Origin of the sequence: Candidimonas sp. SYP-B2681 (assembly GCF_003971065.1) — a bacterium.
In the GTDB taxonomy this organism is placed as follows: Bacteria; Pseudomonadota; Gammaproteobacteria; order Burkholderiales; family Burkholderiaceae_B; genus Pollutimonas.
In genome coordinates, this window is the sequence record NZ_RYDV01000006.1 from 125148 (window position 1) to 138648 (window position 13501).

Below are 13501 nucleotides of genomic sequence, written 5' to 3' on the forward strand. Positions count from 1 at the left end.
GGCGGCAGACATCACCATGAATCCCATAGCGCTCGAATATTTTGTCAAGATCGCGGAGTCAGGCAGTATTTCACGCGGTGCCATTGAACTGGGTATCGAGCAGTCCAGCATGACCCGCCATATCGCAAAGCTCGAGGCCGAGTTGAAAGTGCGCCTTTTCCATCGAAGCGGTCGCGGCGTTGTCTTGACCGACGCCGGCGTCCTGCTGCTGAGCCGCGCCAAGGCCGTGGTCGAGGCGCTAGATGAAACGCGTAAGCTGGCGGTTACCCTGGCCGACGAGGGCCCGTCACGCTTGGTGATCGCCGCCCAGCCTACGCTGGCACAACGCAGTTTCGCCGCTATTGCTCGATCGATGCGGGCCCGCTTTCCCGATACACGCCTGCACATGGTCGAGGCGTTGGGCCACCAACTGATCAACTGGCTGGTGGAAGGAAAAATCGACGTCGCGTTGCTATATGTACCGAGTCAGGCAAGCGTGGTCGATGTCGATGTCCTGTTGCATGAGCCCCTGTACTTCGTGGCGCCGCCCGACCGTGCGCCGCTGGGCGCGACGACTTCGGTCGCCCACATGTTGAAAAGCCCGCTTATTCTGCCCAGTACTCCGCACGGGCTGCGCGAATTAGCCGAGACGTTGGCCGCGAACTGCAACACGCGCTTGCAGATCGAGGTGGAATGTGATGGTTCAAACGCCATTATCAAAAACCTGGTTCAGGCAGGCATCGCCTGCACCATACTTCCCTTGGCCACGGTCGCAGAAGAAGTTGCACAGGGCAATTTACAAGCTGCGAAACTGGTCGAACCGGTTGTAATGCGCGAAATCGCCATCGCTACGGCCCGCAATAGGCCGCCTGTTATCAGTCAGTGGGATATCCTGCAGTCGATACGTCAGGTAGTAGGCGACCAAGTCTCGCAAGGAAACTGGCCCGGCGTAACGCCTTACGTCGGGCCTTCCAAGACTTAATTCAGCTTGATGTTTGCCTTGCGTGTGACTTCAGCCCACTTCGCCACCTCGGCCTTCTGAAAAGCGCCCAGCTCGTCGGGGCCTGCACCGGAGACCGTCATGCCCAGGTTTTTCAGACGCTCTTGTACGGCTGGCTTCTGTAACGCCGCGTGCATGGACTTATACAGTTGGTCGACAATAGGTTTGGGCGTGCCGGCCGGCGCAAAGACGGCTTGCCAAGACACCACTTCGTAGTCCTTCAGGCCAAGTTCTTTCAGTGGCTTCACGCCAGGCAGCGCATCCGCAGCGGTGCTGGATGTTACTGCCAGCGCGCGCAGCTGCCCGCCCTCGATTAAAGGAACGGCAGAGGTGATGTTATCGAACAGCATGTCAATGTCGCCCGCGACCAGGGCCTGCAACGATGGACTGCTGCCCTTGTACGGCACATGAAGCATCTGTGCGCCGATGGTTCCGGCAAAGAGCGCGCCCGCCAGATGCTGGGATGACCCCACCCCTGACGAACCGTAAGTGAGACCCTCTTTCTTTGCGCGCGCTTTGGCGATCAGATCGGCCACCGACTTGATGTCGCTATCTGCGCGCACGACCAGGACATTAGGCAGAGTGCCCGTCAGGATGATGGGGCTGAACGAGGTGACGGGATCGTAGCCGATGGAAGGATAGATACTGACATTGATGGCGTGAGAACTGATGGTTCCACCAACCAGGGTGTAGCCATCCGGCTTGGCGCGCGACGCATAGGCCGATCCCAGACTGCCCCCGGTTCCCGGCTTATTTTCGACCACTACCGGGACGCCCAGTGTCTCGCTAAGGCTTTGACTGTAGGTGCGCCCGAGAATATCGGTAGCCCCGCCAGGCGCGAAAGGTACGACATAGGTAATTGGTTTGCTTGGCCACTTGTCCGCCGCAGCCGCCGGTGTCAAGGAAGCCGCCCCCAATGCGAGCGCGCCCAGCATGGAGAAAAAGAAGGTTTTTTGGGGATTTCTCATAATGTGCTGTCTCCGATTTTTTTGGTTGTAGTGCCTCATTGTGCATCATCCGCAGGCAGTAATGCGGTGATTCTATCGGTTGGCGCGAATTTGGCTCCATGTGATTTCTTCATATCAGAAATGACCCCGCCGCAATATCGGAAAGCGACGAAGTCTCTATACACTGCTTCGCCAGCCTGCCTAAGGGCACATCGAATGACTAAGGAGATTCACATGAGGGATGCCATTGCATCAGCGGACCATGCCGTCAACATGGCGCTTGCGCCGCGAAGTGGCGGCCGAGCCATCGTCGACGCTCTACGTGCGCATGGTTCAGACCGCGTGTTCTGCGTACCCGGAGAAAGCTACCTGGAAGTGCTCGATGCGCTTTACGATACGCCGGAAATTGAACTGATCGTCGCCAAACATGAAGGCGCCGCCGCCAACATGGCCGAGGCCGATGGCAAGTTGACCGGACGTCCCGGAATCTGCATGGTGACCCGCGGCCCGGGCGCGACGCAGGCAAGCATCGGCGTGCACATCGCACAGCAAGATTCCACGCCTATGATCCTGTTCGTAGGTCAGATCGCCAGGAATCACGTAGGCCGCGAAGCGTTTCAGGAAGTCGACTATCAGGCCATGTTCGGCTCGCTGGCCAAGTGGGTGGTGGAAATCAATGATGCCGATCGCATCCCCGAAATCCTGGCCCGCGCCTTTCATACCGCCGTATCCGGCCGTCCGGGACCGGTGGTGATCTCGCTTCCCGAGGACATGCTGGTCGATATCTGTCACACGCCACCGTGCATCGCGACGCCGCTGCAAACGCCAGCCTTGGCGGCAGAGACGCTGGATACGATTACCCTGGCACTTAGGCAGTCCAAACGACCGCTGGTAATGGTCGGCGGCCCCAACTGGAACGAGACCGCACGTCACGATCTGGCCACATTTCTTCAGCGCTGGAAATTGCCGGTCGCTTGCGCTTTCCGGCGCCAGGATCTCATCGACAACCGCGACCCCCATTATGCCGGCCACCTGAGCCTGGGCATGAATCCCAAGCTGGCGCAGCGGATCCGGGAAGCCGATCTGATTCTTGCCATCGGAACGCGCCTGGGCGACGTGATGACTGACGCATACGGTTTACTGGTCCCGCCGCAGATCCAGCAGAAACTGATACACATCCATGCCGACGCCGGCGAACTGGGACGCGTTTACCAGGCTGATCTGGCAGCGCATGCCGCTGTCGACCGCGCCCTTGCGGACCTTGCTCGCGCTGCAGCACCTGCTGAGCCCTCTTGGTCGGAATGGACCCGAGCCGCCCGAATCGAACACGAGTCCTTCAGCGCCGCGCCGGCATTGCCTGCCACTCACAATGGCGTAGACATGACCGCGGTTATTAAGCACTTGTCCAAGGTTTTGCCAGACAATGCCGTCCTGACCAACGGCGCAGGGAATTATTCCGTCTGGCTGCACCGCTTCTATGAATACCGCACAGGACGCACCGAGCTGGCGCCCACTTGCGGCGCAATGGGTTACGGCTTACCTGCCGCGGTCGCAGCGGCGTTACGTGACAAAACACGAACCGTTGTATGCCTCGCCGGCGATGGCTGCTTCCTGATGTACCCGCAAGAACTGGCAACCGCTGCCGAGTATGGCGCCTCGCTGATTGTGCTGGTGGTCAATAACGGCATGTACGGCACGATTCGAATGCACCAGGAACGAGAATACCCAGGCCGCATCAGCGGCACACGCCTTCAGGGCCCTGACTACGTTGCGCTCGCTCGATCGTTTGGCGCCTATGCGGAACGGGTAACAGACACAGACGATTTTGCCGCTGCTTTCCTGCGCGCCCAAGATACAGGCGGCCTGGCCTTGCTGGAACTTCGCACGGATCCGCGCCAGATAACACCAGCGATGCGCCTCGCAGACTAAGGCAATTCCTCTCTTTACAAAGGAACAATATGACAATCGGCATTTCAAATTCGTTGCGCGAGGCGTTCACCGGAATATCGGGAATACTGGTAACCCCCTTCGATGCCAATGACAAGATCGCGCCCACGAAACTGCGTCCGATTCTCGATCGGGCGATCGAGGCCAACGTCGACATCATGGTGATCAACGGCAACACCAGTGAGTTCTATGCTCTGCAAGAAGCCGAAGCTCAAGCCATGATGGAGGCCGTCACTGAAATGGCTGCCGGCCGCGTGCCTGTTGTCAACGGTGTAGGGCGCAGCGTGCATGAAGCTTGCGCCCTGGCCCGAGCCTCGAAACTGGCCGGCGTCGACGCGATCATGGTGCATCAACCGCCCGATCCCTTTGTCTCGCCGCGCGGACTTTTCGATTACGTTCAGCGCGTTGCGGACGCGGCCGATGGGCTTCCTGTCATGCTCTACTTGCGCAATGACGCAATCGGCATCGACGCGATTGTGCGCCTGACCGAGATTCCTGCTGTTGCCGGCGTGAAATGGGCAGCACCTAGCCCCATGAAACTGGCGCAAGCCATACAACGTGCCGATCCCAACATCGTCTGGGTCGGGGGCCTGGCCGAAACCTGGGCGCCCGCCCTGTGTGCGGTAGGCGCGCAAGGATTCACGTCCGGGCTCATCAATATATGGCCAACTCAATCCGTTGCTATCCTGCAAGCGTTACGTATCAACGACTATCCAGGCGCAATGCGGCTTATCCGCCAAATAGAGGAATTTGAAACGATTCGCACGGAGGAACTGAACGGCACTAATGTTACCGGCGTCAAGGCGGCGCTTCAGCTTATTGGGGAGGATTGCGGCCCAACACGGCCGCCAGCCGCCTGGCCTCTAACCGCAGAGCAACAAGAAAGGCTGCAGAAACTGGTCAGGACCTGGGGCATCAACCGGTCTCCTTCTGCATAAAAGTGTCGAGCCTGCACCTGCTATTCAGGTATAGTTTCCAATGTTGTGCAGTGCTACTAAGCGCATAAAAAATTGGCCCGCCTGACAATACATAAACGACATCGGGCATTAGAGACATCGCAGGAGACAGAAGTGGCGGCAAACCCTATGGGCAGGTGGTATTTTGGATGGAATATCGTCGCCGCGGCAACGATCTTGACGTTGCTGACTGTTGGCATGCGCATGGGTATCGGGCCTTTTTTCCTGCCGATGGCCGACGACCTGGGATTCAGTCGCAGCCTGCTCTCTGGCATCATTGCGATCGGCATGCTGTGTTATGGCCTGGGCATGCCGCTGGCCGGTTATTTGGTGGCCAGGCACGGCACCCGACCGGTCCTATTGCTGGGCAACGCTGTGGTCGTGGCGGCATGCATCTGGACCGTCAACGCCCGCGACCCGCTAAGCTTCTTGCTGTCGTTCGGCATACTGTTGTCATTGGGTCTTGCCCTGGCCAGCCCGGTTACGCTGACGCCGGTACTGACCAAGTGGTTCATCCGTCGTCGTGGCATGGCGCTGTTTTTTCTGTCCACCGGTTCGATGGCCGGGATCGCCATCATGACGCCGCTATTGAATATGGCCATTCAGACAGCAGGCTGGCAGGCGACGATCATCGGCTTTGCCGCAATATATACCGTGATCACGGTGCCCATGATCCTATTCGTGATTCGTGACGACGCACCGATGCACGGCGATCAAACGCCTGAATTCGTCGCCGCTCAATCCGGCAAGCCGCGTGTCCAGCCAGAAAGCCTGAAATTGCGCGAAGCCCTGCGTACTGCACCATTCTGGAAGATCACCCTTGGCCTGTTCGCCTGTGGATTCAGCATGAATTTATTGGGTACCCACGGCGTTCCCATGCTGATGGACCATGGCTTCGATGCCTCGACGAGTTCCATGGGCGTAGGGCTGATAGGCCTGGTGGCTATTTTCAGTACGCTGGTGCTTGGCCGCATTTCAGACATCGTGCCACGCAAAAAGCTCCTGGCGGTCATTTACTTTGTCCGTGGCCTGGGTTTTTTTGGTCTGTTGCTCGCAGGTGCCCATTGGGAACTCTACGCTACCGCTGCGCTGGGTGGCATTGTCTGGGCCGGCAGCATTGCCATGTCGTCGGCCATCCTGGCCGATATCTACGGGGTGCGGCTGGTCGGTGTGCTTTATGGCTGCGCGTACCTGGGTCATCAGGTTGGCGCCATGATCAGCTCTTGGCTGGGCGGCTGGGGTTACGAAGCGTTCGGAACCCACTGGATCGCATTCGGCAGCGCAGGTGGCCTACTGATCATTGCCGCCGCGATTGTGCTGTTTTTGCCTCCCAAAGAGTTCACCCTTACGGCACGACCATTGGCGGCTTCCCACTAGATAGTAGGCCTTACCTAACTTAGTCCCATTGCCATGGTGGCTGTCTGTGACGAAGCCACCGGGAACAGCTTGCTTTACCTGGCAGCCCAGCGCGCTCTGGGCGCCATAACCACCGCGCAGCGGTGCCATCCGCTCGTAAACCCAACTCCCGTCCGGGCTAACGCTTGATCAGCAGCGCTGATGGCTGCCCTTGCGCGTTTTCCACGTACTGACGCCTTCGTCATGCCGCCGTAATAAAGCGTGACTACCATGGTCTCTTGATTCGATTTTGTAATCGCTAAGCCAGATTGATTACAAAAAACCGCGAGAGGACCATGATCCAACTTAACAATGTTTCCGTGCAGTTTGGTGCAGTCGTCGCGCTGCATCCCACGTCAATACATTTCAGGCAAGGCGAATTTACCGTCTTGCTGGGTGCCTCTGGTGCCGGTAAATCTACGTTACTGCGCTGCCTGAACCTGATGCATCCACTTCATCAAGGAACTGTCGTCACATCGCTAGGGCCCTTGGTGAATCGGACAGTGCTTCAACAACATCGTCGCCAGACCGGCATGATCTTCCAGCAACATCAGCTTATTGCCAGGCTCAGCTCGCTGCAAAACGTGATGATGGGGCGGCTCGGGTATCACTCGGTCTGGCGCAGCATGTTTCCCTTATCGCGAGAAGAGCAAACCATCGGGCTGCAGAGCCTTGAGCGGGTTGGTTTACTGCACAAGGCCATGGCGCGCATCGACGCGCTGAGCGGCGGACAACAACAACGAGTAGGCATTGCACGGGCGTTGGCCCAACAGCCGCGGTTGATGTTGGCGGACGAGCCCGTGGCCAGTCTTGATCCGGCGACAGCCGATAAGGTCATGACCCTTTTGCACCGGATTTGCAAAGAAGATGGGATCTCCGCGGTTGTAAGCCTGCATCAGGTTGATTTGGCCAAACGCTATGCCGACCGAATTGTCGGACTTGCCCAAGGTCGGGTTGTGTTCGATGCCGCGCCCGACGCACTGACCTCGACGAATGTCGCTGAACTTTACCAAGCAAGAGATCCGAGCATCGAGCGCGACACGCGTTCTAACGGTATCCCGCTAGTCCCCGCTGTTTCCTCCTGATTTTCCCAACACCAAGGAATGAAGATGAAGAAGTTATTTACCGCATTAAGTTTCGTATCGTTGACGCTGCTGGGCGGCGCGGCGCATGCAGCGCCCAATCCGAACCCAGACACATTGAAAGTGGCTTTATTGCCTGACGAAAGTGCGTCCACCGTCATCAAGAATAACCAGCCTCTTAAGCACTATCTGGAAAAAGAGCTGGGTAAAAAAATCGATATCGTCGTCACCACGGATTATTCGTCCATGATCGAAGCGATGCGCCACGGGCGACTTGATCTGGCCTACTTTGGTCCCTTGTCGTATGTCCTGGCCAAACAGAAAAGCGAGATCGAACCGTTCGCAGCGCTCAAGCAAAAAGGCAGCACGACGTACCAGTCCGTATTGGTGGCCAACACTGCGGCAGGAATCAATGACATTTCCGACATCGCCGGAAAGAACGTCGCCTATGGCGACATCGCCTCGACCTCTAGCCATCTGATTCCCAAGTCCGTTCTAGCGGAGAAAGGTTTGAAGGCCGGAGAGAACTACAAGGAGCACTTTGTGGGCTCGCACGACGCCGTTGCCCTGTCGGTGCAGAACGGGCATGCGCAGGCCGGCGGACTAAGCAAGCCCATATTCGAGGCACTTGTGCAACGCGGCATGATTGACCCCAAAAAGGTGAAGATCCTGACCGAATCCAAACCCTTTCCGCAGTACCCATGGACCGTACGTTCCAACCTGGATCCGGCATTGAAGGACAGAATCCGTACTGCCTTCCTTGGAATGACTGATCCCGCCGTACTGAAACCCTTCAAAGCCGAAGGATTCGGAGCGGTGACAGACAAGGACTATGACGCCGTGCGCGACCTGGGCTCCATCTTGAACCTTGATCTCTCTAAATTCTGATAGTTGGGCACGCCTCCATGCAAGTTGAATTCGATCACCTATTAGTACAGCAGCGACGCAGCTGGAATCGATCTTTGGCACAAATAGCCTCGATCGCGATAGTCGTCATTGGCTGCTTGTATTACGTCGGCGTATTCGACGCCGAACGCCTGAGCGAAGGCGTGCCCAGTTTATTCAGTCTTATCGGAGAAATGTTCCCACCCGACTTCAGTCAGATCACCAGCTGGACCCGGCCTTTGCTGGACACTCTCGCAATGAGCGTGGCGGGCACCGCCATTGCCGTTGTGTTGTCGATCCCCATTGCGATCCTGGCGGCTCGAAATACCAGTCCCCATCCAGCTGTTTATCAGTTAGCGCGCGGCTTACTGAACTTGTTGCGATCGATACCGGAACTAATCATGGGGATTATTTTCGTGGCCGCCGTAGGCTTCGGCGCCCTGCCCGGGGTGCTCGCGCTGGGACTACATTCTATCGGGATGGTCGGAAAGTTTTTCGCCGAAGCCATCGAGCACGCCGATCAGGCGCCCGTGGAAGCCGCCCGAGCCGCCGGTTGCAGTCCCCTGCAAGTTATTTTGCATGGCATCTTTCCCCAAGTATTGCCCCAGATGGCCGATACGGCGATTTACCGCTGGGAGTACAACTTCCGTGCCTCAACGGTAATGGGCATGGTTGGCGCAGGGGGAATAGGGTTCGAATTAATGGGTTCGCTGCGCATTATGCAGTATCAGGAAGTATCGGCAATTCTGATCGTCATTCTGGCCATGGTCACCCTCGTAGATGCAATGAGCTCGGGCTTACGCAGTAAATTCAAGTAAAAAAAACCACTATAAAAAGGTAGGCTTTATGAAACCAAACGTTGTACTGACACACTGGGTTCACCCAGAAATCATCACGACCCTTGAGGCCGTCGCCAACGTCACGGCCAACACCACTTACGACACATTGAGTCGGGACGAGATCCTGGCCCGGTCGGCCGACGCCGATGCGTTGATGGTGTTTATGCCAGACAGCATTGACGAGCAGTTTCTGGCAGCTTGCCCGAAACTGAAAATCGTCAGTGCGGCGCTTAAAGGCTATGATAATTTTGACGTTCAAGCCTGCACGCGACGCGGCATCTGGTTCAGCATCGTCTCGGATCTGCTGACGATTCCGACGGCTGAATTAACGATCGGTTTGCTATTGGGCTTGACGCGCCACTTGGCCGAGGGCGACCGGCGCATTCGACGTGGAGGTTTCCGCGGCTGGAGGCCCGAACTTTATGGGACGGGCCTGACCGGCCGTACCGTGGGCATTATTGGGATGGGTGCTGTGGGTCGCGCCATCGCGCAACGCCTATCCAGTTTCGACATGAACATTGTGTATTGCGACAATATCCCCTTGCCAGACGACCAGAGCCAGGCATGGGGCGCCCGACAAGTAGATCTGGGCGAATTGCTGGCAACAAGCGACTTCGTAATCCCCATGTTGCCCATGACGCCGCAAACGTTTCACCTGCTGGGCGCCGACGCGATCGCAAAAATGCGTCCGGGCAGCTACATTGTCAACGCCTGCCGCGGCTCGGTTATCGACGAGCATGCTGCCCTCGATGGCTTACGCAGCGGGCAGCTGGCCGGCTATGCCGCCGATGTCTTCGAAATGGAAGAATGGTCCAGAGCCGATCGTCCCGAGGCCATCCCACAGGCTTTATTGGACAATACTCGTCAAACCTTTTTTACGCCGCACCTGGGCTCCGCCGTTCAACAAGTCCGCCTGGACATCGAACGCGAAGCGGCGCGCAACATCGTTCAGGTCTTACGCGGCGAACGGCCATCCGGGGCGATTAATGCGCCAGCTTTTCAAGAAAAGCCAGCAGGATGAACGTGGAACGTGTAACCACGTTCCTGGCCGTGGCAAAACATAATGGATTTCGTGAGGCAGCCAAGTACACAGGCTTGTCTCAGTCCTCGGTTACGCAGCATGTAAGGCGATTGGAGGAGACGCTAAACGTCATCCTAATTGAGCGCAATCACGCCGGCAGCGTGCTGACTCCGGAAGGCCGGGTGTTCCTGCCCTATGCGGAAAATCTGGTCAAGGCCCATGCGCGGGCATGCACAGTATTTGACAATAACAAGCTGATTGTCGGCGCCAGTTCGAATACCGGCATTTACTTGCTGCCGCCTTATTTAAAAGCGTTTATGGACACATTGCCGCATACCGTGGATGTGGTCATTGGCAACAATCCCAGCATGGTAGAAAAACTGCAAAATTTTGAAATTGATGTGGCCATCATGGAGTGGTGGGATCCTCAGCCGGGATTTTCCGCCGCACTCTGGCGCCGAGAGGACCTCGTCCTTATTGTTCCACCCGGACACCGGTGGGCCGGCATGCCGAGCATTACTCGTGAGTTCTTGCACGATCAGGTATTGCTTGGCGGCGAAGCCGGCAGCGGAACCGGCCGGCTTCTAGGCCAGTATTTTGGCGAATATGCCAAAAAAATCGGGACGTCGTTGCAACTGGGAAGTACCGAAGCGGTGAAGCACGCGGTACAGGCAGGACTTGGAATATCACTGGTCATGGCCGCCTGCGTTGTGAACGAGATACGTAGCGGCCTGTTATGCGCCATTCCATTCGAAGGAAAACCGCTACAAAAAGAGCTGTATGTCATTTGCCGGGAATATGCGCGGAAAAACGCAGCGACGGGAGCGTTTGTCCACTTCATGTTGTCGCACAACGTAGATTTCCGGATTCCGGAGCACTGACACACAAGACACGATTGACGTACTATTGACGAGAGACTGATACCAACTTTTGATCAGGAGCTTACGCCATGCCAGAAGAACTTCTACCCGACGGAGCGCTTGAAGTGGTGGTTGTGCCGCGCACGCATGACCTGGGCGACAACTTTGAAGTAAGGCGCGCCCTGCCATCCAAGCAGCGGCGGATGGTCGGGCCGTTTGTCTTTCTTGATCAGATGGGGCCGCACGTTTTTTCGCCCGGCCGCGGCCTGGATGTCCGGCCTCACCCCCATATCGGATTAGCTACGGTTACGTATCTGTTTGATGGCGAAATCCTGCATCGGGACAGCCTGGGCAGCGTGCAGTCCATACAGCCAGGCGACGTCAATTGGATGACAGCGGGCCGCGGCATCGTGCACTCGGAACGTACGGCCGAACACGACCGCCAACTGGAATCTTCCTTGTTTGGCTTGCAATGCTGGGTCGCCCTGCCCCAGGCGCACGAAGAAACGGAACCGGCTTTCCTTCATACCGGAAAACGCGACCTGCCGATCGAAGAAGACAAAGGGGTGTCAGCTCGTATTATTGCAGGCAGTTTTTTCGGGCGTCGCTCGCCGGTGCCGATCTTGTCGAACCTATTCCAGGTCGACGTGCTGTTGCAACCGGGCTCCCAACTGGAAATACCCCCCGAATACCGTGAACAGGCTATTTATGTGGTGCAGGGAACACTTGACCTTGGCAAGGACGGAGTTTTCGAATCCGGTCAGCTATTGGTACTGAAGCCAGGAAGGCATGTCACCCTGACTGCCGCAGGACCGACACCGGCAAGATTCATGCTGCTTGGCGGCGAACCGATGGATGGCCCGCGCTTTCTTACGTGGAATTTTGTCTCGAGTTCGGCCGAACGTATCGAACAGGCGAAGGACGATTGGCGCGATCAGCGCTTCCCCAAGGTGCCCAATGAAACCGAATTTATTCCCTTGCCCGATCTTCCTGGCAAGCCGGTCCGATATCCTTAAGCCTTAAGCGAACGATAAAGAAGGTATCCCAATGAGTAACGATATCCCCAACCCATCAACCGAAGACGCGTCAGCCAAACCGAGTAAAGAGAGCTGGATCCGGATAATGCGCGGCCTGCCCAATAACTATGAAGGCTCCATAAGTCTGTCAGACTGGTTTGAGAGCGCCAAGAAATTGGGTATCGATCAAGATCAGGCGAAGCAAATTCTTGAATGGTCCATGGACGACGGACTTATAAGCCACCATAAGGAAGCCGATCACCTTCTGCTACAAATCAAAGGCGTCACGTTATTGAAAGAGTCGACGATATAGCTGCTTTCATACCGTAAAGGGGCTGGCCTAGCGCCAGCCTAGACTCCTTTGTGGCGTAAGCTTCGGATTAATGGCCTTGAGGCTTTCATAATCCAGGCCGTACTGCTTCAGCGTGCCTACCCGGTAATTTTCCACAAGCACGTCGGCCGTACGCGCAAGCTCGACGAGCTGTGCACGATCGGTCTCAGACGTGAAGTCCAGACAGATTGATTTCTTGTTTCGATTGCAGCAGGCGAAGTAAGCCGACATGAAGTCGGATCCGTCGGCTGATTCAAAGTAAGGTGGGCCCCAGCCCCGTGTGTCGTCGCCGCCCTGCGGACGCTCGATTTTGACCACCTCCGCACCCAGGTCGGCAAGATTTTGGGTGCACCAAGGCCCCGCCAGGATGCGTGATAAATCCAGGACGAGTACGCCCTTCAATGCATTTCCAACCATCGACGCCCTCAACTAGATAGACGATCAGTCTACAAAGCGAGGACACAAGAAGCCAGTTCAAATCTTCGAAGGCGACGTTCGCCAATGACGTAAGCGCCGCTCAATCGATGCGGTTTCTGTGGCGGCAGAAATCAGGAATGAAAAATTACGAAATCTTCCAGAGGGATGCGTTCTGGTCGAAACTGATTGGCGACACAAGTGGTGTCTTCATAGCCCATGGATATTCCGCACACTACCGTTTGGTCATTGCCAATACCTAAAGTGCTTTTTACGATGTCGGGATAGTTGGCCAGGGCAGCCTGCGGGCAAGTATGCAAGCCACAGCCACGTGCTGCGATCATGATGCTCTGTAAAAACATGCCGTAATCGAGCCAGCTGCCTTGCTCCAGGTCTTTATCTATCGTGAATATCAGCACCACAGGCGCGCCAAAAAACTGATAGTTGCGTCCGTGCTGCTGTGAAGATGCCTCACGGTCGCCCTTTTTTATGCCAAGGATCTCGTACAAGCCCCACCCGGTCTCGCGCCGGCGATCAATATACGGGCTGCGCCATTGCACAGGATAGTAATCATATTCGCGCGATTCAGGCAGCTTGCGCTCGAAAGCATCGAGCAGAAGCCGCGACAGCTCGTCGCGCTTGGCGCCCGTGACTACGTGCACCTTCCAAGGCTGGATATTACTGCCGCTGGGGGCATACGAGGCAGCCGACAAAATTTTGCTGATCAGCTCGTCGCTGACAGGTTCGGGCAAGAAACCCCTCACACTACGGCGCGAGGTGATGGCCTCAAAAACGATGTCGAATTGATTCATGTATGTCCCCGGCGAAT

At 56.7% G+C, this 13501-nt stretch carries 13 protein-coding genes and 1 pseudogene; 11 read left to right on the forward strand and 3 right to left on the reverse strand.

Annotation, left to right across the window (positions count from 1 at the left end; translation table 11 throughout):
- Positions 1-16: 16 nt before the first annotated feature.
- Positions 17-961: a LysR family transcriptional regulator gene (locus tag EKL30_RS13480; protein ID WP_126707755.1), complete on the forward strand. Its 945-nt coding sequence runs from the start codon at positions 17-19 to the stop codon at positions 959-961.
- On the opposite strand, the gene EKL30_RS13485 is transcribed toward EKL30_RS13480, so the two are convergent.
- Positions 958-1947: a tripartite tricarboxylate transporter substrate binding protein gene (locus EKL30_RS13485; protein ID WP_126707756.1), complete on the reverse strand. Its 990-nt coding sequence runs from the start codon at positions 1945-1947 to the stop codon at positions 958-960. The genes EKL30_RS13480 and EKL30_RS13485 overlap by 4 nt on opposite strands.
- A gap of 213 nt (positions 1948-2160) precedes the next feature.
- On the opposite strand from EKL30_RS13485, the gene EKL30_RS13490 reads away from it, so the two are divergent.
- The 10 genes from EKL30_RS13490 to EKL30_RS13535 all read left to right on the forward strand — a co-directional run bounded on the left by EKL30_RS13490 (position 2161) and on the right by EKL30_RS13535 (position 12240).
- A complete protein-coding gene (locus EKL30_RS13490) occupies positions 2161-3855 on the forward strand; it encodes a thiamine pyrophosphate-binding protein (protein ID WP_233583108.1) in 1695 nt (564 codons plus the stop codon).
- Positions 3856-3884: 29 nt separating this feature from the next.
- The gene (locus tag EKL30_RS13495) at positions 3885-4811 is read left to right on the forward strand and encodes a dihydrodipicolinate synthase family protein (RefSeq protein ID WP_126707757.1); all 927 of its coding nucleotides are present in this window, start codon (positions 3885-3887) and stop codon (positions 4809-4811) included.
- Positions 4812-4958: 147 nt separating this feature from the next.
- Positions 4959-6206, forward strand: coding sequence for an MFS transporter (locus EKL30_RS13500; RefSeq protein ID WP_126707950.1), 1248 nt, complete (start codon positions 4959-4961; stop codon positions 6204-6206).
- A 290-nt stretch (positions 6207-6496) separates the two neighbouring features.
- Positions 6497-7309, forward strand: a complete 813-nt coding sequence (gene phnC / locus EKL30_RS13505) for a phosphonate ABC transporter ATP-binding protein (RefSeq protein WP_370246272.1) — start codon at positions 6497-6499, stop codon at positions 7307-7309.
- A gap of 24 nt (positions 7310-7333) precedes the next feature.
- Positions 7334-8194: a phosphate/phosphite/phosphonate ABC transporter substrate-binding protein gene (gene phnD / locus EKL30_RS13510; RefSeq protein ID WP_126707759.1), complete on the forward strand. Its 861-nt coding sequence runs from the start codon at positions 7334-7336 to the stop codon at positions 8192-8194.
- 17 nt (positions 8195-8211) lie between these two features.
- On the forward strand, positions 8212-9009 hold the full coding sequence (phnE, locus tag EKL30_RS13515; RefSeq protein ID WP_126707760.1) for a phosphonate ABC transporter, permease protein PhnE: 798 nt from the start codon (positions 8212-8214) through the stop codon (positions 9007-9009).
- 28 nt (positions 9010-9037) lie between these two features.
- Positions 9038-10051, forward strand: a complete 1014-nt coding sequence (locus EKL30_RS13520) for a phosphonate dehydrogenase (protein WP_126707761.1) — start codon at positions 9038-9040, stop codon at positions 10049-10051.
- Positions 10048-10932, forward strand: a complete 885-nt coding sequence (locus tag EKL30_RS13525) for a LysR family transcriptional regulator (RefSeq protein WP_126707762.1) — start codon at positions 10048-10050, stop codon at positions 10930-10932. The genes EKL30_RS13520 and EKL30_RS13525 overlap by 4 nt, the downstream gene beginning before the upstream one ends.
- A 68-nt stretch (positions 10933-11000) precedes the next feature.
- Positions 11001-11927 carry a pirin family protein gene (locus tag EKL30_RS13530; protein ID WP_126707763.1) on the forward strand — a complete coding sequence of 309 codons (927 nt, stop codon included), beginning with the start codon at positions 11001-11003 and terminating at the stop codon, positions 11925-11927.
- 31 nt (positions 11928-11958) lie between these two features.
- Positions 11959-12240 (forward strand): hypothetical protein, encoded by a 282-nt coding sequence (locus EKL30_RS13535; protein WP_126707764.1) that lies wholly within the window; start codon positions 11959-11961, stop codon positions 12238-12240.
- Positions 12241-12297: 57 nt separating this feature from the next.
- Here EKL30_RS13535 and EKL30_RS13540 read toward each other — a convergent pair.
- Both EKL30_RS13540 and EKL30_RS13545 read right to left on the reverse strand, forming a co-directional pair.
- Positions 12298-12675: pseudogene (locus EKL30_RS13540) on the reverse strand (CoA transferase); the annotation flags it as partial.
- Between the two features lie 131 nt (positions 12676-12806).
- Entirely contained in the window at positions 12807-13484 is a 678-nt protein-coding gene (locus EKL30_RS13545; RefSeq protein ID WP_126707766.1) for a nitroreductase, read from the reverse strand.
- Positions 13485-13501 lie beyond the last annotated feature (17 nt).